We start from the raw sequence: 23,398 nt of genomic DNA, 5'->3' as shown, positions 1-23,398 counted from the left end.
GGTTAAGACAAAGACTGAGATTTCGGAAAAATTAAGATTTGAGCAGAAGAGATATTTTAAGTATTTTTGAGAGAGAAAATTTTAAAGATACAAATTGCTATGCTTCTAACGATGCTGAGATTCTTACGTAATAACAAAAAGAACGCATAGTTTGTCATTCCGTAGGAATCTAGGCGAAGTATTTTAATCTAAATTTTAGCTTTAAATTAAATAAATGAAATTAATTGGACCTTTCAAGCAAGTTGTGACACTTGCGAACTTACCTTTAAGAGGAAAACTTTCTGACGAACAACTGGAAATCATTATAGATGGTGGAGTTTTAATTAATGAAAATAAAATCCAGCAAGTCGGAAATTTCGAAACATTAAAATCTGAAAATCAAAATATAGAAATTGAAACAATCGAAGGCGAACAAATCGTTCTTCCGGCTTTCGTAGATTCACACACGCATATTTGCTTTGGAGGAAATCGCGCAAATGATTTTGCCATGCGAAATGCCGGGAAAACTTATCTTGAAATCGCTGAAAGTGGAGGAGGAATCTGGAGTTCTGTTCAGCATACAAGAAACGCTTCAGAAGAAGAATTATTAAAAACTTTATTAGAAAGAATCGATTTTTTAATTTCCCTCGGAATTACAACCATTGAAGTGAAAAGCGGCTACGGTTTAGATGTTGAAAATGAACTGAAAATGCTTAGGATCATTAAAAAAGCTCAGGATCAGACAAAGGCAACTTTGGTTCCGACATGTCTTTCTGCGCATTTGAAGCCTAGAGATTTTGATGGAAGCAACGAAGAATATTTACAATATATTTTAAAGGAAATTTTACCGAAAGTAAAAGAAGAAAATTTGGCGAAGCGTGTTGATATTTTCATTGAAAAGTCAGCATTTCAGCCGGAAGAAAGTAAAGAATTCTTACTTAAAACTAAAGATTTAGGTTTTGAAATCACAGTACATGCAGATCAATTCACACCGGGAAGTTCAAGGATTGCAGTTGAGGTTGGCGCGCAATCTGCGGATCACCTTGAAGCGACGATTGATGAGGATATTGAGTTTTTAGCAAAATCAGATACAGTGGCAACAGCTTTACCGGGTGCAAGTTTGGGGTTGGGAGAAAAATTTACTCCGGCAAGAAAATTATTAGATGCGGGAGCCATCGTAGCCATCGCGAGCGACTGGAATCCGGGTTCGGCACCAATGGGAAATCTGATTACTCAGGCTTCAATTCTGGCAACTTTTGAAAAATTAACAACGGCAGAAGTTTTAGCAGGAATGACTTTCCGTTCTGCTTTGGCGCTTGGTTTGGAAGATAGAGGAAGATTAGCGGAAGGTTTGAAAGCAGATTTTGTGACTTTTAAAACGAATAATTTCCAGAATGTACTTTATAATCAGGGAAGTTTGAAGGCAGAGAGTGTTTATATTGATGGAGTTAGGATTTAAAATAATTTATGGTGACTTCGAGGACCTCAGTCACCAGTCATATAATTGATAAATGTCCACCTTGGTGGCTGAGGTTCTCGAAGTCACACAACACACAAATTAAAATTATTAATGATGAACAATATTTGGCAAGGAAGATTAGACGGTGAAGAACTTCTTTACCACAGAATATTTCAGAGAGTAAAAGAAGAAAATAACTACGATGCAATTTCAACTAATGATTTCGTTTTGCACGGATTTGCTGTAGATGAGGGAGTTAAAAGGAATAAAGGTCGGCAGGGCGCTAAAGATGCTCCTGATATGATCCGAAAAAATATGGCTAATTTCCCGGTGATTGTTCCTGATTTTTCGCTTTTGGATTTCGGAAATATAACCTGCGACGATGGAAATCTTGAAAACACTCAGAATGATCTTGCCAAAAGGGTTTCAAAAGTTTTATTAAAAGGCGGAAAATCGCTGGTTTTAAGTGGAGGTCATGAAGTTACCTATGCTCATTATTTAGGGGTAAAAACAGCTTTTCCTGAACAAAAAATAGGAATCATTAATATCGATGCTCACTTCGACAACAGACAACCTGAACAAGAAGTAGGAGCAAGTTCAGGAACCGGTTTTTGGCAAATAGCTCAGGAAGGTGAAATTCATTCATTACATATTGGAATTCAGAGAAATTCAAACACGTTGAAATTATTTGATACAGCCCATCAATATGGAATGAAATATATTTTGGCTGATGAACTTTTCTTTGAAAATCTTCCGTCAATTTATGAACGAATTGATGAATTATTAAATAATGTAGATTACGTTTATTTGACGATCTGTATGGATGTTTTTAATGCATCAATCGCTCCGGGGGTTTCTGCTGCGGCATATAACGGAATTTTTGCAGATGCGACATTCATGCATTTTTACAGACATATTTTAAAAAACGAAAAACTACTCGCATTAGATGTGGCGGAAGTAAATCCCTTATTTGATGTTCAGGACAGAACAGCGAGATTAGCTGCATGTCTTATGAATGAATGGTTTATGGTTTAAGAAAGAAAGCCGTAACTTTGCGATAGAGAAAATCATTATTTTATTTCATTTAAAGAAACTAATTTTGTAGCTCTCAAGATGCTTTTGGATAAAAGGCATTAATAAATTCAATCTTTTTTGAATTTAAAACAGAAATTACATTATGGAACAATCAATTGAAAATAAACTTATCAAAGGGGATAAGACATTTTCAGAATGGAGAAAAGTACCATTCGAAGACAGGCAAAAACTCATTGCAAAGGCAGCTGAAATTTTAAAAAACAATTCTGAAAAGTTTGGTACGATCATTACTAAAGAGATGAACAAGCCGATTTCAGAATCGATTGCTGAGGTGGAAAAATGTGCATTGATGATGAATTATTATGCGGATGCAGAAAATATTTTAAAACCTGAAAAAGTTGAATCTGAATTTTCTTATTCTGAAGTTCATTATGTTCCAAAAGGCGTAATTTTAGGAGTAATGCCGTGGAATTTCCCTTTTTGGCAAGTACTGAGATTTGCCGTTCCTGCTATTTTAGCTGGAAATACAGTGGTTTTGAAACACGCTTCAATCTGTTTCGGAAGTGGAAATGCCATCGAAGATGTTCTTTTGGAAGCTGGTTTTCCGGAAGGTGTTTTCCAGAATCTTGAGGTAGGTCACAAGGTTGTAAAAGAAATTCTTGAACATGATGCTGTAAAAGGAGTAAGTCTTACCGGAAGCGGAACAGCCGGGGGAGAAGTAGCTTCTATTGCTGGTTTAAATATCAAAAAATCTTTATTGGAATTAGGCGGAAGCGATGCTTTCATTATTTTCGATGATGCTGATTTGGATGAAGCAGCAAAAGCCGGAGCGAAATCCAGACTCCAAAATTGTGGGCAAACGTGCACTGCAGCGAAAAGATTTATCATCGATGAAAAAATTGAAGATGAATTTTTACCGAAATTCATTGAAGAATATAAAACGTATGAAGTTGGTGATCCTTTAAATAAGGAAACCAAATTAGCTGGAATGGCAAGACCGGATCTGGCGGATGAATTAGAAGCTCAATTTAACAGAGCGCTGGAAAATGGTGCGGAAATTATTATTCCATTAGAAAGAATTTCTGAAAATGAGTTTAAACCAGGTTTAATTCGCGTTCAGGAAGGTAATCCCATTTTAAAAGAAGAGCTTTTTGGCCCTCTTGGAATGGTGATGATTGCTAAAAGCGACGAGGAAGCTTTACAAATGGCAAACGATATTCCTTTCGGACTTTCAAATTCTGTTTGGACGAAGAAAGCAGACCGTCAATTATTCTTTATCGAAAACCTTGAATCCGGAACGGTAAATATTAACAGAATGACAAGTTCTGATCCTCGTTTTCCATTCGGCGGTAGTAAGGCTTCAGGATACGGAACCGAGCTGTCTTTATTGGCTTTAAAAGAGTTTGTGACGGCAAGAACTATTGTAGGAAATTATTAATAAAGAAAAGAAGCTTGAATAGGAAGGATGAACGTTTATAAAAGTACTGCTTAATAACTTCCTGTTTCATTCTTCCAGCCCATAAAATAAAAAACTCACGAATAATTTTCGTGAGTTTTTGTTTTATAAAGAAAGCAATTTCGCTTTTTCTTAAAATTAAACCGTAGTCAATCTCAATGTATTTGTTTTTCCACCTTCATAAGACGGAGTCGCGTTGATGTTGATTACAAAGTCTCCAGACTCAATGTAGCCGTAGTTGTGCGTCAACATATTAACCTGAATAATCGTTTCATCAGTAGATTTCTTCATATCGTAATGATATGCGTGAACTCCCCAAAGTAGATTTAACATTGTGATTACTCTCTTGTTTCCGCTGTAAACAATGATGTGAGAATTCGGTCTGTGTGCAGAAAGTTGGAATGCCGTATAACCAGAACTCGTTAAAGTAACGATTGCAGAAACATTCGTAGTTTTTGCGATTCTTACCGCAGCAAGGCATACTCTGTTTGTGATGAATCTCTCATCGATGCAGTTGTAATCTTTCTCGATGGGTTCGTTTTTGTGTTGGTAAAAATGTGTCATCTCGATGTTTTTCACAATTTTAGCCATGTTTTCCACAACCTGAACAGGATATCTACCCACAGAAGTTTCTCCTGAAAGCATTACCGCATCAGCACCATCCAATACAGAGTTGGCAACGTCATTTACTTCCGCTCTCGTTGGCGTTAAGCTGTTGATCATCGTTTCCATCATCTGAGTTGCAATGATAACAGGCTTAGAATAGAATCTTGCTTTTTCAACCAAGTTTTTTTGAATTGCCGGAACTTCTTCCATCGGAACTTCAACACCTAAATCTCCACGAGCAACCATTAATCCGTCGCATTCTAGTAAGATTTCGTCGATATTTTTTACACCTTCAGGCTTTTCAATCTTCGCTATAATCGGAGTTTTGAATTTACCATTTGGATGTTTTGCAATTAATTCTTTTAAATCAATAATATCCTGAGCGTGACGCACGAAAGAAAGAGCGATCCAATCAACCTCCTGATCTAGCATGAAGTTAGCATCTTGAATATCTTTTTCCGTTAAAGCAGGAAGAGAAACATTCGTATTCGGAAGATTTACCCCTTTTTTAGAGCTTAAAGGTCCCCCTTGAATTGTTTTTGCTTTTACAGTGTCGATTTCGTTAGTTTCAATAACTTCCAACATTAGTTTTCCGTCATCAATTAATATTTTTTCACCAACTTTTACATCTTGAGGAAATTGTTGGTAAGTCATGTACACCTTTGTAGAATCTCCTTCCATCTTTTCGTTGGTGAAAGTAAGTATATCTCCAGGATTTAGATAAGATCCTTCTTTTACAACACCTACTCTTAGCTTTGGACCTTGTAAATCTCCCAAAATACCAACAGAGTACCCATATTCCTTATTAAGTTCTCTAATGATGTTGATATTTGATTTTACTAGATCGTAGTCTGCGTGCGAAAAATTTATTCTAAAAATGTCAACACCTGCTTTCATTAATCCTAACATCACTTCTTTCGACGATGACGCCGGCCCAAGTGTCGCGATAATTTTTGTCTTCTTTAAATACTTATTCATAATACTGGATAATTTGATAAAGTTCTTCATCAGAACTCAAAGTGTAATCTTGAATTGGAAAGACAAGATTTTCAGGGAGCAAAATTACGGAAAAATCATGAAACTGTTCCGAACTGTGCAAAATATATTGCACATCTACCTGATTATTTAATAAAAATTTAATGTTTTCTTCTTCTGAGAAGAGTTCAGTCTGTAATTTTTTTTGTTTACTTTCAGAAGATTTGTTGGCAATGAAAGTAAAACAGGTCTTTGTAAACTTGTGGTAGGCCTCGAATCTTGGAAAAAAATAATCATAATAATCCCCATGAAGAATGATATCCTTCTTGCGGGAAAAGCTGAGATCGTTTTTTTGATTTACTTTAAAGAAAAATTCATGATCGGGTATATTTTTTGCTAATCTTACCAAGCCTATGGCAATATCTTCAAATTCTATATCGTCAAGATCATAAAGTTTTTGGATTTCCAAGTATATTTTCTTTTTTATTTAAAATATAAAATGCTCGTTGTGCTGCCTTTTCTTCAGCCTTTTTCTTGGAAGTTTCTGTGGCGTTGGCAATTTTTTCATCAGAAAGCCAAACATGACATCTGAATATAATTGCTTTGTTCACCTGAATTTCTTCGCAAGTTTCGTACTTTATATTTACTTTTTTCTTCTGGCTCCATTCCAGCAGAAGACCTTTATAGCTTACAATTTTATTCTCTAATTTATTAATTTCTGACGGCGTAAGCAACCTTTCCAAAATAATTCTTTTGCAAGTATCATATTGGAAGTCCAAATAAACAGCACCAATTAATGCCTCAAATAAATTTCCGGAGATATTTTCTCCCAAAGCTACAGATGTCGATTTTTGCAAAAGATCTGTAAGTTTTAGGTCTTCTCCTAATTTATTAAGGTTTTTCCTATTAACAATCTTAGATTTCATCTGTGTCAGATATCCTTCGTTTGCCTGAGGATAGGTCTGAAACAAATGACAAGAAATAACTGTACCCAAAACAGAATCTCCCAAAAATTCAAGCCTTTCGTAGTTACTATTCTCTTGATTTTTAGAAGAACTTTTAAGAGAAAAAGCTTCGCGGTATAGAGCAACATTTTGTATCTCAGTACCAAGCATCTTGCTGAGATTGGTGCTGAGAAAGTAATCTCTCTCCGTTAATTTTCTTTTTCTGTTTTTGAGAAGGAATTTAGAAAAGTATTTCTGTAACTCCATTCATTGAATTTAGATTTTCGTAAATAGAACGCAAGCATTATGCCCACCAAACCCAAAAGTATTGCTCATGGCTACTTTTACATCTTTCTTCACAGCATCGTTGAACGTAAAGTTCAGTCTGCTGTCGATATTTTCATCATCAGTAAAATGGTTGATGGTAGGAGGAACAATACCATGAATAATAGTTCCCAACGCAGCAATAGCTTCAATCACTCCGGCTGCACCCAAAAGGTGACCCGTCATAGATTTTGTAGAATTAATCTGAATGTCGTAAGCGTGCTCTCCTAATAATCTCGAAATCGCGTTAGATTCTGCAATGTCTCCTAATGGAGTAGACGTACCATGCATGTTGATGTGATCTACTTCATTAGCAGTTAATCCTGCGTCTTCCAGACAATTTTTCATTACCAGATAAGCTCCTAAACCTTCAGGATGAGGTGCTGTCATGTGATGTGCATCTGCACTCATACCTCCCCCTTTTAATTCTGCGTAGATTGTAGCACCACGTTTTACTGCGTGCTCATATTCTTCAAGAATAATACATCCTGCTCCTTCACCCAATACAAATCCATCTCTGTCTTTGTCGAAAGGTCTTGAAGCCGTTTTCGGATCATCATTTCTTGTAGAAAGTGCCATCATTGCATTGAATCCACCGACACCACTTGCTGTAACGGCTGCTTCAGAGCCCCCGCACACAATCACGTCTGCTTTTCCTAGTTGGATAAGCATTTTGGAATCAATTATAGCATTTGCTGAAGATGCACATGCAGAAACAGTTGTATAATTCGGACCGTGGAATCCATATTCAATAGAAATATGTCCAGGTGTAATGTCCGCAATCATTTTCGGAATAAAGAAAGGATTAAATCTAGGAATGTCCGTATTTGCCCATCCTAAAACCTCAGTTTCGAAAGTCTCTAAACCTCCGATTCCTGATCCCCAGATTACTCCGACTCTGTTTTTATCTACATTGTCTTCGATAATTCTTGAATGAGAAACCGCTTCTTTAGCAGCAACTAATCCAAGTTGGGTATTTCTATCCATTTTTTTAGCTTCTTTCTTATCGAAATGGTCTAATGGATTGAAACCTTTCACTTCGCAAGCGAACTTTGTCTTGAAGTTTGTGGCATCAAAAAGAGTAATCGGAGCGGCACCGCTCTCACCTTTTAGAAGATTTTCCCAGTATTCTTTTGCATTATTTCCAATCGGTGTTATTGCTCCAAAACCGGTTACAACTACTCTTTTTAATTCCATAAACTTTGTTTAATTTCTTTTTTGTTGAAGAATATTATTTATTTACTACTTCTTCGATATAAGCGATAGCGTGTCCTACAGTAGTAATTTTTTCAGCTTGGTCATCAGGGATTTGAATGTTGAATTCTTTTTCAAATTCCATGATTAGTTCAACTGTATCCAATGAATCAGCTCCTAAATCGTTAGTGAAGCTAGCTTCAGGAGTTACTTCTGTTTCTTCAACGTCAAGCTTATCAGCGATGATAGCTTTTACTCTTGATGCAATGTCTGACATAGTAAATTATTTTTTTTAATTGTTAGATGGTGCAAATATATAAAATTCTTTACGATAAAACATTTTTTTGGTCTTTTTTGTGGTTTGATGGTACGTATTTTATTGCACAGGTATTTAGTATTTTAATTTTCAGGGATTTATAATTTATATCTAAAATTGCCTTCTTGATTGATTTTAATAATAATTACAAAGGAATATTTTGTCGATCATTCTTTATAGTCTGAATTTTAATAATTTAAATTTAACGGAAGAAAGAAAAATGAAATTTTAAAATTTACTACACTTAAAGGTAACAATGATTTCTATCAGTCGCTTTATTTTTGTAAAAATCACAATCGATATGGAAGAGCGCTATACGAGAAACAGATTATATATTACAGAAGATGAGCAGAAGCATATCAAAGATTTTCCCATATTACTGGGAGGAGCGGGGATTGGAAGCATTATCGCGGAATGTCTGTTGAGATTCGGGTTCGAAAATATTACAATTATTGATGGTGATGTAGTAGAATTATCCAATCTAAATCGGCAAAACTATACAGAAAAAGATATTTCTTTGCCTAAAGTAGAGGCTTTAAAGGAAAGATTGTTATCCATAAATGAAAAAGCAAACATCAAAATTCACAATTGTTTTCTGAGTCCTGAAAATGTGAAGGATTTTATACAGGGACATAGAATTGCCATTAATGCATTGGATTTTACTTCGGATGTGCCCTTGGTTTTCGATCAGGTTTGTCAGGAAAATAATATTCCGGTTTTACATCCGTATAATTTAGGTTGGGGAGCCTTGGTTTTTGTGATAGATACGGAAGGTTTGGGATTAAGTTATTTGTCGAAAAAAGGGGAGAAGTTCAACGAGCTGAATGTTGTAGAATATGCGACAAGCTATATGACTTTCTGGGGAAACCGCCAAAAATGGATCGACGATATTATCCAGAAATATAAAGATGAGAATGAAGGATTACCGCCACCTCAACTTTCGGTTGCTTCTTGGTTGGTAGGAGCAATTAGTACTCATATCGCTTTTGAAATTGCGACCCAGAAAAAAGTGAAAACTTTTCCTGAATTTTATCTTACCACCATAAAATATTAATATCAAAGATTTTAAAAATTTTACTAAATCCTTTTCATATATAAACTAATCGGCGCACTGATCTCAGTGCGCCGATTTTTCACCATATTTTTCAAGTAACAAATGCGTTCCGGTACTTGATGAGATTTGAAGAAGATCTGTTTCGCAGAGTACTTCAATTCTCAGTTTTTTATCACGTTCAGAACGTAAAATTCCTACTTGAGCATCAAATTCAGCAATATTTTCAATCGCATTTTTGATGATTTCTGTTAGCCTTATGAATTCGTTTTCAGAGAGATTCATCCCACTTAGGTAATTTTCCAGTCTTGCTCCTTTTCTGTATTCCGGAAAATTTTCCAGTCCCATAAAAGTGAGCATCCATTTTTTCTGATAATTTCCTGCAGAAGTTATGATTCCTATATAGTCAGCAACCAATTCGTCGTGAAGATTATTCGTTGCAGAGCCATATTTTTTTAAGGTGTAGAGATGAACGCATTCGTGTTCAAGGCGAATGTTTAATGAAATTTTTTGCCATTCATCATTATTTAAGTTTAATTTTTCCGCATCTACATTGCTGTAAGGTTTTGTGCTAAGAAGAATTATTTTGTCTTTATATAAATATGTATTGGGTAAAATGTTGTTCGAAAATTCTTCATTCCAAGATGCTGATGAATTTTTTTCTGTCCATTTTTGTTTTAAATCATTTAATTTTTTCCAGTTGTTGATTCCGCTGATGAGTGTTGCGCCCATCGATTTCGGAATATTCACAGGGTTGTTTTTATAAATTAAAGATTGAATTAAAGTTTCAAAATCACTTCCATCAGGAACTGTAATAACAGGAATATCATAAGCGATATTTTTAAATATTTTTACATTTATTTCAGATTCATTATTCAGTTTTAAAGCAAAATCTGACTGAATGAACATTCCTTTTAAGGTTGCATCCCGATATGACGGATTTTTTTCTATATCTTCTTCAATCGGAAAATTGAGTTGCGGATAACATTCACGAAGTTTTTTAAAGGGAATATTATTCGTTGAATTATCGTTTTCAATATATTTTCTCCAGAATTCTGTATCAGGATAAGGGTCGAATTTATTTTTATTAATCATGAATTTATTAGAAAAATAATCTTTCAATTGGCTTGATAAAACCTCTTCCGGAAAATCAATATTCGTTTCCATGGTTATGCTATTTGGCGTTTTGCAAGTTCGGCGAACAGTCCGTTTTTCTCCATCAATTCATCATAATTTCCGGATTCTACAATCGTTCCTTTGTCTAAAACAAAAATTCTATCTGCATTTTTTATCGTACTCAATCTGTGAGCGATCACGATTCGGGTTGCCTGTAATTTATCCAAACTTTCAGACACGATATTCTGAGTTCTGTTATCCAGTGCGCTTGTTGCTTCATCCATGAAAAGTAGGCGAGGTTTATGTACAATCGCTCTTGCGATCATCAATCTTTGTCTTTGTCCGCCAGAGAAAGTTCCAGCGCCTTCACTTACCATCGTGTGCATTTCCATTGGCATATGTTTGATGTCTTCTTCCATTCCTGCCATACGAGCTGCTTCCCAAGCGTCTTCCAGCGTCAACTCAGAGTTTCCGATGATGTTTTGGAAAATACTTCCCGACATTAAAGCTCCGTTTTGCAGAACGACACCGATTTGTCTTCTTACCAGTTCTTTATTCATCGATTCAAAGCCTTCTCCGTCGTAGTAAATTGATCCCGCTTCCGGATGTTCAAAACCTAGTAGAAGTCTCATGATGGTTGATTTTCCTGATCCCGATGAGCCCACAAAAGCCACCATTTCTCCCGGTTTTATTTTAAAAGAAATATTATTTAAAACCAAAGGCTGATCTTCATGATATCTAAACGAAACAGAATTCAGTTCAATTTCCCCACTCAATTCTCCGGGATCTGTGCTGTGTTCTGCAGATTCCGGTTCGGTTTCTAAGATCGGTTTTACCCTTTCATACAAAGGAATTACGTTTAATGAAGTAATAAAAGCCATGCTGATTCTCAAGCTATCATTCAAAAATTTATTGAATGCCGTAATGAAGGCCATGAAAGCACCAACCGTCAACATACTTGTCTGTGCATCGGAATTTAAAACCGTATAATAAATGAATGAGAAAAAGAAAATACTTGTAAAAAGTGGGTAAGAAGCGTTGAAAGTTTCCACGAAATTCTGGTAACTTCCCGAACTGAAGCCTAATTTTTTCAGTTTTGAAAATTTTTCTGCCCATAAAGTGAAGATTCTTTTTTCACCACCTGTCATTCTGATTTTCGTGATTCCTGATAAAAATTCGAATAAAAAACCTTGAATTTGTCCTTGCTGCTCAGAAATTTGTCTGTCGTGCTTTAGTTTTAATAATCCCATTCCGACTGTGAACAAAGCTGCGATTAATCCCAATGCAACACCTATCCACGCTAGTTTTGAATCGTAATAGAACAATAAAATTAAATTCACAAAAGAAAAAGCTCCACTTAAGGCTGCTGTCATTAAAGTATTTGAAACGATCTGTCGGATTGAATTGATGCTTAAAACTCTGTTTGTAAGATCTCCTGCCGTATAATTTTTATAAAAAGTAACGGGAAGCCTCAAAATATAATCCATCACACCAACTTGTAAATTGATGCTTGATTTTGATTCTAATCTTAATTGTAAAACGCCCTGCACGAGCTGTAAACCTGCTGTTACAAAGCCAATTATTAATAAGATGCTGAAAATTTCGAAGTGTAAGGATCGGTCTGCGGTCGGGATCACATCATCGAACATGACTCCTGATAAAATGGGAATTAGCAGACCAATTAAACTTCCTGCCAATGCAGCTATAATTAAGAATTTTGCATCTGTTTTTGCACCTTGCATGGCAAATCCCAACACTCTTTTCATTGAGGTCATTTTTACATCAAACCCTGAAAAGAACATGTAGGAAATGGGTTCTAAAGTCTCTGCAACATCATTATTAACTACCGTTTCTGTGTTGGTTTGCAGATTTTTCAGAATATATTGAGAAGAATTTTTCTGTATCAAAGCCACAGGAATGTTTCCTTCTTTTGTAAAGGCCAACAGATTTCCATTTTCCTGTTTCCACCAAACACCTCTTAAAATAACTTTTCTTACCCTGATCTTTGAGCTTTTTGCAATTGCAATTAATTGATTGGTGACGCTATTTTGATATGTTTCAATGTGTTTTGGTTCTTCTAAATTGAATCCATTGTGTTCACCAATCAGTTTACAAGTCAAAAAAAGGGTGTTTTTTGATTTTATCTGATGAACCGTTTCTTCTTTTACTGCAGATTTACTCGCACCCGTAACAATTGATTTAATCCTTTCCAGTGTGTGCGTAAGATCGTTGTTTTCGTTTTCAACTTTATTTTTAAAATATTCCTGCTCTTCAACTTGCTGATCGTGAATAATATTAATCAGTTTATTGAAAAAATATTTTTGAAGCTGATCGATTGAAATTAAAAAATTAATGTCATTTTCTAACACTTCACGAGTGCTCAAAACTCTAACTATAGTTTTAGTTGATAATGATTTAATCCAGAGTTTGCTGCTTACAGGAACGGGAAAATTTTCTTCTTCACTAGTTTCTAATGAAACGTTACCTGAAAATATATCTAGTTTACCTTCTGATAATTCGATCCAGTTTAAGCCGGATGAAGGATAAGCTACAATGTTTTTCGTTAAATTAATAACATCAAAATGATCTAAAGAAGTATAAACTCTCGGGCTGTTGGAAGAATCCAAAGCAGAAGAAGTTTTTAAAATCCATGTATCAATCATTTTTTTCAGGAAGAAATGATCGATTTCCAACAGATTGCTTTTATTTATTGAGACTAAATTTGCATCATTTGAAAAGACAATTAATCTTGTGTTTTCTGAGCAATTTTTAGTGATTAAGCTAAATAATAATTCGCCTTTTTTTGCGGTGTACAAAAATTTTAGGGCAGATAAATATTTTCCGTCTTCTCCGATTTCGGTATAAAAAACATTTACCTCGCCCGACAAAATCATCCAGAATTTTTCTGAACTGTCCAAAGAAAAAGGAGTTTCAACGCCGATGTGTATTTTTTCGTTTGTCGTCATTTTTCTGAATTTATTTTGTTTCAATTAATTGTGAGTACACGCCGTTCATATTCATCAATTCCTGATGGGTTCCGCGTTCTACGATTTTTCCGAATTCCATGACGATAATCTCGTCGCAATCCATAATGGTGCTTAGTCTGTGAGCCACAATCAAACAGGTACAGCCTCTTTTTTTGATATTGTCCATCACCTGTTTTTCAGTTGCAGGATCTAGTGCGCTGGTTGCTTCATCCATCACCAAAATGGAAGGATTGCTTACCAATGCTCTTGCAATCTCCAGACGTTGACGTTGTCCCCCACTGAAATTCGCTCCGCCTTCCATCACCTTGCTATCGTAAGCATCTGTTCTTGCTGCGATAACATCGTGAATTGCCGCGTCTCTTGCAGACTGAACGATGTTTTTTTCGGAAATTAAAGTATCCCAAAAGGCAATATTTTCATTAATGGTTCCATTGAAAACCAAAACATCCTGATCGATAACAGATAAAGATTCTGTGATGACATTTCTCGGAATTTCTTTTCTGGATCTTCCGTCGAATAAAATTTCTCCGTCCCATGGATCGTAAAGTCCGGATGCGATTTTGGCAACAGTAGATTTCCCGCTTCCTGATCCGCCGACTAATGCGACTCTGCTTCCCGGTTTTAATTTTAAGCTAAATTTTTCAATCAATGGTGGAATGGTTGGATTGTAACCAAAAGTCACATTATCCATTTCAAAATATCCTACCAGTTTATTTTGCTGTGTTGAATCTGTCTTTACTAAATTTTCTTCTCTGAATTGGTTGTCGATTTCATAATTCATTACATCATCGATTCTGCTCATATCACTTTCTGTTTCGTGGAGCATTGCGCCTACAGAAACCAATTGATTCACGGGAGAAATAAAATTATTCATCAAATAAGTGAAGGCAACCAAAGCTCCCAAAGTCATTTCTCCGTCCATAATTCTTAATGCTCCGATTCCTAAAATGGCACTCGTTGTTAAAGAAGTTAAAAGCGGAGGTATAGTATTTAATCTTGTTGAAAGCCATCCTAATTCCTGTTGAGCATTGGTTACTTTGGCTAAATAACCGATCCAGTTGGTAAAGAAATCATTTTCGCGGCCAGAAGCTTTTAATGTCTCAATCATGCTGATTCCTGAAGTGGTGGTTCCTAATAATTTTCCTGTTTCATTGGTCAATTGGCGGTTTCCGTCTTTTCTCGCTCTTGAAACATATTGTAGAATAACAATGTTGATAACTGCCATCACGATTCCGACAAGGGTAAGAATGACATCGTAGGAAAACATTAATAAAGCATAAAAAATGACAACAATTACATTCAAGGCTGCATTGGCAAGATCACCGCTGAGAAGTTTGGCAACTTTGTCATTCAATGAAACTCTGTTTCCGATTTCGCCACTGTATCTTTGCGTGAAAAATGCGATGGGTAAATGGAAAACATGCCATAGAAATTTACTGGATGTGGCCAACGCCAGTTTGGTTTCGAGCTTTAATAAGTAATATTGCTGAATGTAGACCAAAAGGGAATTTATAATTAAAATTCCGGCCATGATTAAAAGCAGAGGCATTACAAATCCTGAAAAATTATTTACCAAGTATTTATCAATAAAAACCTTTAAGAATGATGGAATCACCAATCCCGGAATCACCAGAAATAAACTGGCAATAATAATAAAAATGATGCTTTGCTTTGAATATGAAATTCTTGAAGCAAGAGAAGCCATTAAACCCCTTTTTTCATTTCCTTTCTCGAATTTATCCGTGGTTTCGAAAGTTAAAACAACTCCGGTGTAGCAATCATCAAATTCCTGATGAGTTACGGTGTATCTTCCCTGAGCAGGATCGCTTAAGTACACTTTATTTTTAGTAAAACCTTCTAAAACCAAAAAGTGATTGAAATTCCAGAAAATAATTGCAGGAGTTTTTATCTGCATCAGTTTTTCGATGGATTTTGCGTAGCCTTTGGCTTCCAGTCCATATTCTTTTGCCGCTTTTATTATGTTGGTCGCTTTCAGTCCGTCTCTGGAAACACCGCAAGCAATTCTTAGCTTTTCAAGAGGTACGAATTTTCCGAAATGCCCCAAAATAATACTTAAAGCTGCTGCACCGCATTCCACGCTTTCCATCTGCAGGACTGTGGGAACTTTGGTAGGACGAGCCTGCTTCTCAATATTTAATGTTGTATTATTTTTCATGGATGTTTTTAGTTTTAATAAAGATCAAAGAACTTTTTGAATGCCGGAACTACGATTGCTGCAGGTGGTTCTTCCAAAATAGTAACTTTTCCCATGCATGAAGTTCCTTCCTTGATAGTTAAATCCGGACCTTTTGCCGATGTCCATCTGAATCCGCTGTATGATGAAGGATCTTTTTCGAATTCTACATGAACTTCAAATAATGGTCCTGAAGCTAAAAGCCCTTTTGCTAACTGATCGTTTTTTACGGACGTCAACATTCCTTTTTCTGTAATTGGGAAATCTGAAACGTAAGTAACTTTAGATTTAATAAAACCATACTCCTGCGGTTGAACAGTGGATGGAGCAACAAGCGCTTCCATTCCTTTTTTAATTTTTTTACCGTCTTTCGATGGAATGTAAAGAACTCCTTTTAAACCTGCTAATTTTGTGTTGGCTGTACCTTCATTTTTTACTTTAAATAAAGGTGTTCCCAATCCTACAACAACACCTCTGTCGGTAAGAACCTCAACAACATCGCCATCGTATGGACTTCTGATGTTTTTCTGAGTGTCGTATTTTTCGGTTAAAAATTGTAATGTTCTTTCTGCTTCTGCAATTCTTTGATTTTGTAAAGTTACTTTCTGCTGAAGATCATAGCCCAAAGTATGTTGTTGGCTGGAAGTTTCCACCATTTGACCTTTCAGTCTTTCGATGTTGTTTTTGGAAGCTTCTATTTGTTGTTTTGTATTGGCTACCTGAGATTTTACAATTAATCCTTTTGATAATAATCCGTTTTCAGATTCTAGCTGATTGTTTAAAAAAGCTAATTTTTTTCTTTCAGATTCTATTTCTCCCTGAATGCTTACTCTTGTCTGGTTGATGTATTCACCCTGTAAATGATTTCCCTGATTTCCATAAGAAACTAGTTTTCCCATTTCAAATTTTCTGTCGGAAAGGACTGCTTTAGCATCTTCAATCTGCTGAGAAAGTTCCGGTTGCTGAATAGTTGCAATGATGTCACCTTTTTTTACTTTGTCTCCGATGGCTACTTTTAGTTCAACCAATTGCCCCTGTGCTGTAGAAACCACTTCATGAACATCGCCTCCTAAAACCACACCCACTACATCCAGCTTGGTTTTTACTCTGCCGAAGACAGACCAGGTAATTCCTACACCTAATGCCAAAGCGATAGTGACAAGAGCGATCCATGCTTTTGGACCGGTAACTTTAATGAGCTGATCCAGCTTTTCCGGAGTGGAGAGCTTTTCTAATGCTGATTTTCTAAAAAAACTTGCTGACATCGTGAATATATTTATAAGGTTATTAGTTATTTGGAATAGTATAATATGATTTTGGATCTACAGTAAAACCTTTTTCCTGTTGAGAAATAAGCGTCCCTGTATCGTGTCTTAAAGTAACAATCTGGGTGGCAAAAATCTGTTGTGCCTGAAGATAATCCAGCTCGGATGAGGTAAGACGCTCCTGAAATAAAATGACATTCAAAAGTGTTGTAAGACCTGTCTGGAATTTTTCCTGTTCGTTTTTAAAAGCTTCTTTGTAAAACATTAAAGCCTGTTCTGCTTTGTTTAAAATAATAACACTGCTGTTGAGATTATTAATATCTGTATTAATATTCAAAGCGATGTTTCGTTTCAAGTTTTCGTTGTTTACGGTCTGATCTTTTGATGCAACGACAGCTTTAGCATAATTTCCTTTTGCCAAATTGTTATTTAATGGGAAATTAAAAGTCAATCTTGCGCCTCCGCCAATATTTCTTCCGTGATAATTTGAGAAAGAATTAAAAGTATTTTCAAGACCATTTCCTACGCTTGCACTTCCGTAGAATACAAATCCTGAAAGATCAAGTTGAGGTCTGAGATTGTTATGGGCAATATCCACTTCCATTTTGATGGCCTCTGCAACATTGGCTACAGCTTTTATATCTGCTCTTTTATCTAAGGCGGTATTAATTAAAGCTTCTTTATCAATCGTTCCTCCAAATCCGGATTCTGCAACGGACGGAAAATCATTAACCGGAATATCCAACATTGCACTTTCATTTTCCGAAAGTCCGACTGCTCTTCCTAAATTTAATTTGGCATTAAATAAATTCTGTTCGGCAGCAATCGTTAATCTTTCCTGATTGGCAAGGTCTGCATTTACCTGGGCAAGATCTCCCGCAGGTTTTTTGTCTGCTTTTACCAATTCTTTGGTCATTTCCAACACATTTCGAACTCTGGATTCGTTTTGTCTGTAAATGTCTAAACTTTTATAAGCGGTGTAATAGCTCCAGTAGGCGTTTGCGATCTGAAGAATTTCATAAGAATTAGAAAACTCAAAATTGTGCTTTGAGTTTTCGATGTATAAAGAAGAAATTTTCTCGTAAAGTGTATTTACATTTCCTCTTCCTCGCAGTAAAGGCTGGCTTAGTGTAAAACTCATGTAGCTGGAATGATTTCCAACATTGGGTCCTACAAACTGGCTGAAATCGTTAAAAGGGTAATTGTTTTTGTTGTATGAATACTGCAACCCAAATTCTGCAGTCTGTCCGGTACGGAACTTTTTGGATAATGTACTGGTAAGATCTACATTGTCGGTAAGTATTTTATTGATGTATTGGTTTCTGGGATCATTTTCAAAAAGATTATATCGACTTTTCTTATATGATAATTCTGATCCTAGATTGAAATCGAACATGCTTTTTTGTATCAAAAGACCAGCTTCGGCATCTTTAATGGAAAGGAAACTTCTTTGGATTGATGGATTTTTATCAAAAGCCATTCCTGATAATACAAACAAATCGCATGTGATTTTGGATTGAGCCACAACATGACCGCCAATACAAAATACAGAAGCAATACAGGCACATTTTGCAAGTACCCCTTTAAAATTTTTCATCCTTAGTAAATATTTAAACTTCCGAAAATCTGTTTAAAATTTGTCCGAATCTCGATCCTGCCTGTGCAACACCGTCCAGAACATTAACGTCGATTAAATCCTCTTCTTCAGGTTTTCCGTATCCCATCTGGTCTGTTGTTTTACGAAGCCTGTTGGAAAGGAAAAGTGCTAAAGCGTAATAGAAATTGGCTCTGAAATCTGAGTTGGTAGAAAGCCTTGAATCCATGGCGTTTCTGGAAATTACATAAGCAATAGTTGGTTGTGTAGCAATCACAGAAACGGAAGGCGATCTCGATTCCAGGAAAGACATTTCACCTACGATTTCACCTGCTCCAAGTGTTGCAATTGTTTCGTTATTCGCACCGTCCGTACATACAACTAGCTGTCCGGAAAGTACGATATATAAATTGTCGATAGGCTGCCCTTTTTGGATAAGTTTGCTGCCTGTTTTTAATTCAATTTTACTTCCATTTTTGATCATCCACTCCACATCAATGTCGTTTAATTGTCCTAAGAAAAAAAGTACGCGTTTCATTATCTTTTAGTTTAAATGGTTATGCCAAATTATTTAATTATCAGTTTACGGATTTGCCATATTGTATGAGATAACGGACATGGTTTTCCGTTTTTTTTGTATTTAATTTTTACTCAGATCATCAAAATCAGGCGATTCTGTTCTTTGTACACTGCTTACCACTTTATTCAGTTTTTTTTCTTTTATTTCAAAATCTGAATAAGGCTTAATAGGAATGTTGATGTACAGATATTCGGGATCTGACTGATCTGTCACCTTGATTTTTTTACCATTAGGAAGACTTTTTCCGAAGAATGCCTCTAATGTTTTTTCGGGATCGGAGAGAAGAGACTGTTTGAAAGTCTCGTTGTTCCATGCCTCTTCAATAATTTTGTGGAGCACTTCTTTTCCTTTCCTTTGTTCATTCGTTAGTTTCATATTAGTAGATATTTTGTGTAATGCTTTTCTTCGCACTACCTGAAATTCTTTTATTTCAAAGAATGAATAAGCTCTTTCGGGGAGACATTGTACTGGGCTACAAAAAGTTTAGAGAAATAATGAACATCGTTGTAACCGACAGCATATGCAACCTGCGAAATAGAATTTTGGATATAATTATCGATCAATTCTTTGGCTTTGTGCAGGCGAAGAATTCTGATGTATTTATTGGGTGAAAGAGACAGCAGGCTGTTAATTTTTCTGTGGAGCTGTCTCTCACTCACTGCCATTTTGTAAGATAAATCGTAAATGTTGATATCATTTTGGTTGATGGATCTGTAAATTTCTTTCTCAAGATTTACCAGCCAGTTTTGATCCAACTTTGTGATTTTGGCAGGGTTGATTTTTTTGGTACACATGCACTGAACATTTTCATTGGCTTCATAAATACTGAAGATATCGGGAAGCTCGTGGAAAGTCAGGCTAACAGATTTGGATTTTATCTCTGTTAAAATTTCCTCTATAAGATTATTAATTTGTTTACTGCTGTTGAAAATGATTTCATTACCCAGCTTTTCGTTGTGTCTGCTTGCCGTGATAATTGTTTCCAACGGATTTTTGATGGTAAGAACAATCTGGCTCAATACATCCGGAGAATTCCAGTCAATAGTGTTAGTAATGGTGTTCATAGCCTAGTGCTTTTTATATATTTGATTCGGTTATTGGCTCTTTTCTATATATTTCAGAGGTTTTGGCTGAAACTTGAAACTTATTTTAAGCTACAGAAGCAAGTTTTCTGCGTCTTATTAATTTTTTGTTTTGCTGATAGAATTCTTTTAAACCTTCATAATCCAATGAAATAGGAATGGTTTCTGATCCTAAATAATTGATGGATTTTCCTAAAACTTTTGCTTTTATTCCTAAAAGTCTCATTACTTTCAGAAGCTTGCTGTCGCATTCTGCAAAGGCAAATCCTCTTTTCTTTTTGCATAAAGGTGCAATGGCGCAAACCATTAATTTTTTAAATAAAAATCTGTCACCAATATCTTTTTTCGTTGCAAACCTACCGATGTGCCAAATCGGAGTACGGCGTTTGCTGTTGGTTACCTGTAAAGGATTGATCTGGAATAATTTCTGAATAGGCAATTCCTGATTATAATCCCACTTTACAATTCTTATAGCTCCTTCTATTTCCCCGGAAGATCCTTTGGAAACAAAAAATTCGGAATTGAAAAAAAGGTTGAGATCTTCGTAGTAAATTTTTTTCACAAGGTCTTGGATGTTTTCCGTTTCCTCTTCTTCGCCTGTGTGGTGCGTCATGTTCTCATTAACTACAAAATTTGCTAACTCGGACAATTGCTCCATTTCAAGCCTTTCTAAATAGTTTTGTGATTTCATGGTTATCAGTTTATATAACAAATCTATCTCATGAAAAAATCAAAGTCATTACACTAAATGGTAGTATGTGTTTGGGAATCAGAAAACTATTCTTTAGTGTAGTTTTTCATTTTAGTGTGAAAAATGTGAGAGAAAAATTTTAATTAATAAATATTTAATTGCGAATTAAAAAGAGTTAAAAATTTGAAAAAAATGTAAAATTTTAACTTCTTTTCACTACTTTTGGAAAAAACCTAAGCGGATGAATTCAAATAATATAAACTCTTTTTTCGACTCGAGAAATACGGTCGAGCCTTCACCAGATTCGGCAGATGAAACGCTGAGCTATCTAGAACCCATAAAGTCTTTTGCACGCGCAACATACACCAGTATCTATGTAATTGATTACGAAAAACAGGGTTTTGAATTTGTCTCGGACAATGCACTTTTTCTTTGCGGAAATACCCCTGATGAGGTACTACAAATGGGATATGCTTTTTACTTTAAGCATGTTCCGGAAAATGATCTCCAAATGTTATTGAAAATCAATACGGCTGGGTTCGATTTTTATGAAAAAATTCCTTTTGCAGAAAGAAAAGAATATAGTATTTCTTATGATTTTCATATTAAAAATCAGGAAGGAAGAATGATTTTAATTAATCATAAACTGACTCCGATGTTTTTAACGAAACAAGGAAAGATCTGGAAAGCGATCTGCATCGTTTCTCTGTCTTCCGGAAAAGAAGCGGGAAATGTAAAGATTTATAAAAAAGGAGAAAATAAAGTCTACAACTACGACCTGAAAGCCGACGCATGGAAGGTTTCTGAGCAGGTTTCTTTATCGAAAAGAGAAAAAGAAATTTTGCAGCTTTCTACAAGAGGTCTTACCATCAATGAAATTGCAGATACGATTTTCGTTTCACCGGATACTGTGAAATTTCACCGAAGAAAACTGTTTGATAAACTGGAAGTTACCAATATCTCAGAAGCAATTATTTTTACGACGAATAATATGTTGATTTAAAATTTTAGTTTAAACTTTAATGCATTAATGATGTAAAAATACGCCTACTTTATTGGCTAAAACATTGATTGCTCCGTTGATTAATAAGATACAAATTGTGATAAGAATTGTTCTGATAATCAATGAAACCTTTTTATATTCAAACGCTGAAAAATATTGATAATAAAACCAGAATATATAAATAATATTCAGGATTGGCGTGATGGCTTTTAAATAGTATAAAGCATCTACATTCGTATAAAATATGGTGATAATGGGAAAAACAAGCCCTAAAATCAACATTCCGATGGTAAGATACGTATTCAGAACAAGATTTTCGGTATAATTTTGCTTTGTCTTTTTGAAAAGAAAATAGCTTACCAACGCATAGAAAGGAATACCCGATAAAATAATTAATTTATAATACTCCTTTAGAACTTTAGAATATTCACTCAATTGTTCCTGATTATAAATTTCAGCGGCCTTTACTTTTGTCGCTCCGGTAATTACCAAAGTAATGGTAAGGACAAAAATAATCGCTGTAAAAGCATTGAAATGTTTTACTCTTTTCCCCTGAACATATTCTCTGATGCTGTGTCCTGGTCTTGTAAATAGCTCTTTAACAGTAAACAGGAAACCTTTATCCAAATGAAATACACCATGAACAAGATCATGTGCCAAAAAATGTTGCAGTGAAAAGCGGTGTGTAGAAGTTTTTTGTCCGCAATTAGAACAATAGTTGTTTTGTATTTCACTATTGCAGTTCAAACATTTGTTGTGATTCATGTGGTATTAATTTTTTGTGGCTTTGCGAAAACAATGATGTTTGTTGCAAAACTATTAAAAATTTTTATTTAGACGTTTAAGAATTGATTAATTAAATTCTATGATTTTTCATTAGGATGTAAAAATTTCGAATCTATATTTTCTGTCAAAATATAATTGTTCTTCTTCGGTTCTTTTGGTAATAATGATGCAATTTTGTCCGTAAGTGACTGTTGAGATCTTCAGTGTATTCTGGATTTTCGAAAATTCATGGTTAATCATATCCGGAAAAGAGCTTATGCTTTTTATTAAATTAAAATCTCCGACAAAACGTCCGTAAAGTCCGGCATTAGGTTTCCAGTAATTGGTTTCAATATCTTCGATAATATAAATGCCACCTTCTTCTAATAGATTTTCAAACAAATACATAAAAGTATCGAACTGATGTCTGGGATTGTGACTTCCATCATCAATGATGAGCTTTGCAGATCTTATCTGTCCTGTTATTTTTTTTAAATCCTCTTTCCTGGATTGGTCTGCTTTTATTATTCGGCATCGGTCACTGTGTACAGCTTCAGTATCAATATCAATACAGAAAAAGTTGGTGTAAGGAAAATATTCGCACCACATTTTTGCAGATTCCCCGGAACCATATCCAATTTCCAGCATGGTGAAGTTCTCATTTCTTAGTTTTTCTAAAAAAGGAGGATAAAAAAAATGATAGCCATGATGCATTACCTTATCGGTACCGGCATCTTTACACAATTCGTAAAATGATTTTTTCATGGTAATAATTTTGTTTG

21 protein-coding genes are annotated in these 23,398 nt (G+C 35.3%); 5 read left to right on the top strand and 16 right to left on the bottom strand.

Annotation, left to right across the window (positions count from 1 at the left end):
- The first annotated feature begins 214 nt into the window (after positions 1 to 214).
- From hutI to ACKX2A_RS08975, 3 genes are all read left to right on the top strand, one after another.
- Positions 215 to 1,438 (top strand): imidazolonepropionase, encoded by a 1,224-nt coding sequence (gene hutI / locus ACKX2A_RS08985; protein ID WP_415329018.1) that lies wholly within the window; start codon positions 215 to 217, stop codon positions 1,436 to 1,438.
- Between the two features lie 114 nt (positions 1,439 to 1,552).
- Positions 1,553 to 2,473, top strand: coding sequence for a formimidoylglutamase (gene hutG / locus ACKX2A_RS08980; RefSeq protein ID WP_415329441.1), 921 nt, complete (start codon positions 1,553 to 1,555; stop codon positions 2,471 to 2,473).
- A 142-nt stretch (positions 2,474 to 2,615) separates the two neighbouring features.
- Entirely contained in the window at positions 2,616 to 3,911 is a 1,296-nt protein-coding gene (locus ACKX2A_RS08975) for an aldehyde dehydrogenase family protein (protein WP_415329017.1), read from the top strand.
- Between the two features lie 156 nt (positions 3,912 to 4,067).
- Here ACKX2A_RS08975 and pyk read toward each other — a convergent pair whose 3' ends face one another.
- The 5 genes from pyk to ACKX2A_RS08950 are packed head-to-tail and all read right to left on the bottom strand — an operon-like array spanning position 4,068 to position 8,249.
- Entirely contained in the window at positions 4,068 to 5,513 is a 1,446-nt protein-coding gene (gene pyk / locus ACKX2A_RS08970; RefSeq protein ID WP_415329016.1) for a pyruvate kinase, read from the bottom strand.
- Positions 5,506 to 5,979 (bottom strand): IPExxxVDY family protein, encoded by a 474-nt coding sequence (locus tag ACKX2A_RS08965; protein WP_415329015.1) that lies wholly within the window; start codon positions 5,977 to 5,979, stop codon positions 5,506 to 5,508. Before ACKX2A_RS08965 ends, pyk begins: the two co-directional genes overlap by 8 nt.
- Entirely contained in the window at positions 5,957 to 6,721 is a 765-nt protein-coding gene (gene rnc / locus ACKX2A_RS08960; RefSeq protein ID WP_415329014.1) for a ribonuclease III, read from the bottom strand. Before rnc ends, ACKX2A_RS08965 begins: the two co-directional genes overlap by 23 nt.
- A gap of 9 nt (positions 6,722 to 6,730) precedes the next feature.
- Positions 6,731 to 7,975, bottom strand: a complete 1,245-nt coding sequence (gene fabF / locus ACKX2A_RS08955) for a beta-ketoacyl-ACP synthase II (RefSeq protein WP_415329013.1) — start codon at positions 7,973 to 7,975, stop codon at positions 6,731 to 6,733.
- A 34-nt stretch (positions 7,976 to 8,009) separates the two neighbouring features.
- On the bottom strand, positions 8,010 to 8,249 hold the full coding sequence (locus ACKX2A_RS08950; protein ID WP_002976354.1) for an acyl carrier protein: 240 nt from the start codon (positions 8,247 to 8,249) through the stop codon (positions 8,010 to 8,012).
- 295 nt (positions 8,250 to 8,544) lie between these two features.
- Here ACKX2A_RS08950 and ACKX2A_RS08945 point away from each other — a divergent pair, with 295 nt between their 5' ends.
- A complete protein-coding gene (locus ACKX2A_RS08945; RefSeq protein WP_415329012.1) occupies positions 8,545 to 9,342 on the top strand; it encodes a ThiF family adenylyltransferase in 798 nt (265 codons plus the stop codon).
- Between the two features lie 63 nt (positions 9,343 to 9,405).
- Here the strand turns inward: ACKX2A_RS08945 and ACKX2A_RS08940 are convergent, their stop codons facing one another.
- From ACKX2A_RS08940 to ACKX2A_RS08900, 9 genes are all read right to left on the bottom strand, one after another.
- Positions 9,406 to 10,506, bottom strand: coding sequence for a DUF7005 family protein (locus ACKX2A_RS08940; RefSeq protein ID WP_415329011.1), 1,101 nt, complete (start codon positions 10,504 to 10,506; stop codon positions 9,406 to 9,408).
- A gap of 2 nt (positions 10,507 to 10,508) precedes the next feature.
- Complete coding sequence (locus ACKX2A_RS08935; RefSeq protein WP_415329010.1) at positions 10,509 to 13,421, bottom strand: NHLP bacteriocin export ABC transporter permease/ATPase subunit; 2,913 nt, start codon at positions 13,419 to 13,421, stop codon at positions 10,509 to 10,511.
- A 10-nt stretch (positions 13,422 to 13,431) separates the two neighbouring features.
- Entirely contained in the window at positions 13,432 to 15,618 is a 2,187-nt protein-coding gene (locus ACKX2A_RS08930; RefSeq protein ID WP_415329009.1) for an NHLP family bacteriocin export ABC transporter peptidase/permease/ATPase subunit, read from the bottom strand.
- A 14-nt stretch (positions 15,619 to 15,632) separates the two neighbouring features.
- Complete coding sequence (locus ACKX2A_RS08925) at positions 15,633 to 16,901, bottom strand: NHLP bacteriocin system secretion protein (RefSeq protein WP_415329008.1); 1,269 nt, start codon at positions 16,899 to 16,901, stop codon at positions 15,633 to 15,635.
- A 22-nt stretch (positions 16,902 to 16,923) separates the two neighbouring features.
- Complete coding sequence (locus ACKX2A_RS08920) at positions 16,924 to 18,498, bottom strand: TolC family protein (RefSeq protein ID WP_415329007.1); 1,575 nt, start codon at positions 18,496 to 18,498, stop codon at positions 16,924 to 16,926.
- 13 nt (positions 18,499 to 18,511) lie between these two features.
- Entirely contained in the window at positions 18,512 to 19,033 is a 522-nt protein-coding gene (locus tag ACKX2A_RS08915) for a cyclic nucleotide-binding domain-containing protein (RefSeq protein ID WP_415329006.1), read from the bottom strand.
- A gap of 102 nt (positions 19,034 to 19,135) precedes the next feature.
- Positions 19,136 to 19,450 (bottom strand): NHLP leader peptide family RiPP precursor, encoded by a 315-nt coding sequence (locus ACKX2A_RS08910; RefSeq protein ID WP_415329005.1) that lies wholly within the window; start codon positions 19,448 to 19,450, stop codon positions 19,136 to 19,138.
- Positions 19,451 to 19,500: 50 nt separating this feature from the next.
- A complete protein-coding gene (locus ACKX2A_RS08905) occupies positions 19,501 to 20,139 on the bottom strand; it encodes a helix-turn-helix domain-containing protein (RefSeq protein ID WP_415329004.1) in 639 nt (212 codons plus the stop codon).
- Positions 20,140 to 20,224: 85 nt separating this feature from the next.
- Complete coding sequence (locus ACKX2A_RS08900; protein WP_415329003.1) at positions 20,225 to 20,848, bottom strand: hypothetical protein; 624 nt, start codon at positions 20,846 to 20,848, stop codon at positions 20,225 to 20,227.
- A gap of 241 nt (positions 20,849 to 21,089) precedes the next feature.
- On the opposite strand from ACKX2A_RS08900, the gene ACKX2A_RS08895 reads away from it, so the two are divergent.
- Positions 21,090 to 21,851 (top strand): response regulator transcription factor, encoded by a 762-nt coding sequence (locus ACKX2A_RS08895; RefSeq protein ID WP_415329002.1) that lies wholly within the window; start codon positions 21,090 to 21,092, stop codon positions 21,849 to 21,851.
- Positions 21,852 to 21,875: 24 nt separating this feature from the next.
- Here ACKX2A_RS08895 and ACKX2A_RS08890 read toward each other — a convergent pair whose 3' ends face one another.
- Together ACKX2A_RS08890 and ACKX2A_RS08885 are read right to left on the bottom strand one after the other, a co-directional pair.
- Positions 21,876 to 22,616 (bottom strand): DUF3667 domain-containing protein, encoded by a 741-nt coding sequence (locus ACKX2A_RS08890; protein ID WP_415329001.1) that lies wholly within the window; start codon positions 22,614 to 22,616, stop codon positions 21,876 to 21,878.
- A 111-nt stretch (positions 22,617 to 22,727) separates the two neighbouring features.
- Positions 22,728 to 23,381, bottom strand: a complete 654-nt coding sequence (locus ACKX2A_RS08885; protein ID WP_415329000.1) for a hypothetical protein — start codon at positions 23,379 to 23,381, stop codon at positions 22,728 to 22,730.
- Between the last annotated feature and the right edge of the window lie 17 nt (positions 23,382 to 23,398).

Source organism: Chryseobacterium sp. MMS23-Vi53 (genome assembly GCF_047651245.1).
Classification (GTDB): Bacteria; Bacteroidota; Bacteroidia; order Flavobacteriales; family Weeksellaceae; genus Chryseobacterium.
Note: the sequence above shows the minus strand (reverse complement) of the source record. Positions and strands in the feature narration are given on the sequence as shown.

Excerpts from the sequence above, each read along its gene's own strand:
- ACKX2A_RS08905 (WP_415329004.1), bottom strand. The coding sequence starts at position 20,139 with ATGAACACCATTACTAACACTATTGACTGGAATTCTCCGGATGTATTG.
- ACKX2A_RS08940 (WP_415329011.1), bottom strand. The coding sequence starts at position 10,506 with ATGGAAACGAATATTGATTTTCCGGAAGAGGTTTTATCAAGCCAATTG.
- hutI (WP_415329018.1), top strand. The coding sequence starts at position 215 with ATGAAATTAATTGGACCTTTCAAGCAAGTTGTGACACTTGCGAACTTA.
- ACKX2A_RS08910 (WP_415329005.1), bottom strand. The coding sequence starts at position 19,450 with ATGAAACTAACGAATGAACAAAGGAAAGGAAAAGAAGTGCTCCACAAA.
- ACKX2A_RS08900 (WP_415329003.1), bottom strand. The coding sequence starts at position 20,848 with ATGAAATCACAAAACTATTTAGAAAGGCTTGAAATGGAGCAATTGTCC.
- ACKX2A_RS08975 (WP_415329017.1), top strand. The coding sequence starts at position 2,616 with ATGGAACAATCAATTGAAAATAAACTTATCAAAGGGGATAAGACATTT.
- ACKX2A_RS08930 (WP_415329009.1), bottom strand. The coding sequence starts at position 15,618 with ATGAAAAATAATACAACATTAAATATTGAGAAGCAGGCTCGTCCTACC.
- ACKX2A_RS08890 (WP_415329001.1), bottom strand. The coding sequence starts at position 22,616 with ATGAATCACAACAAATGTTTGAACTGCAATAGTGAAATACAAAACAAC.
- ACKX2A_RS08950 (WP_002976354.1), bottom strand. The coding sequence starts at position 8,249 with ATGTCAGACATTGCATCAAGAGTAAAAGCTATCATCGCTGATAAGCTT.
- fabF (WP_415329013.1), bottom strand. The coding sequence starts at position 7,975 with ATGGAATTAAAAAGAGTAGTTGTAACCGGTTTTGGAGCAATAACACCG.
- ACKX2A_RS08920 (WP_415329007.1), bottom strand. The coding sequence starts at position 18,498 with ATGAAAAATTTTAAAGGGGTACTTGCAAAATGTGCCTGTATTGCTTCT.
- ACKX2A_RS08895 (WP_415329002.1), top strand. The coding sequence starts at position 21,090 with ATGAATTCAAATAATATAAACTCTTTTTTCGACTCGAGAAATACGGTC.
- ACKX2A_RS08885 (WP_415329000.1), bottom strand. The coding sequence starts at position 23,381 with ATGAAAAAATCATTTTACGAATTGTGTAAAGATGCCGGTACCGATAAG.
- ACKX2A_RS08935 (WP_415329010.1), bottom strand. The coding sequence starts at position 13,421 with ATGACGACAAACGAAAAAATACACATCGGCGTTGAAACTCCTTTTTCT.
- ACKX2A_RS08945 (WP_415329012.1), top strand. The coding sequence starts at position 8,545 with ATGATTTCTATCAGTCGCTTTATTTTTGTAAAAATCACAATCGATATG.
- rnc (WP_415329014.1), bottom strand. The coding sequence starts at position 6,721 with ATGGAGTTACAGAAATACTTTTCTAAATTCCTTCTCAAAAACAGAAAA.
- ACKX2A_RS08915 (WP_415329006.1), bottom strand. The coding sequence starts at position 19,033 with ATGAAACGCGTACTTTTTTTCTTAGGACAATTAAACGACATTGATGTG.
- pyk (WP_415329016.1), bottom strand. The coding sequence starts at position 5,513 with ATGAATAAGTATTTAAAGAAGACAAAAATTATCGCGACACTTGGGCCG.
- ACKX2A_RS08925 (WP_415329008.1), bottom strand. The coding sequence starts at position 16,901 with ATGTCAGCAAGTTTTTTTAGAAAATCAGCATTAGAAAAGCTCTCCACT.
- hutG (WP_415329441.1), top strand. The coding sequence starts at position 1,553 with ATGAACAATATTTGGCAAGGAAGATTAGACGGTGAAGAACTTCTTTAC.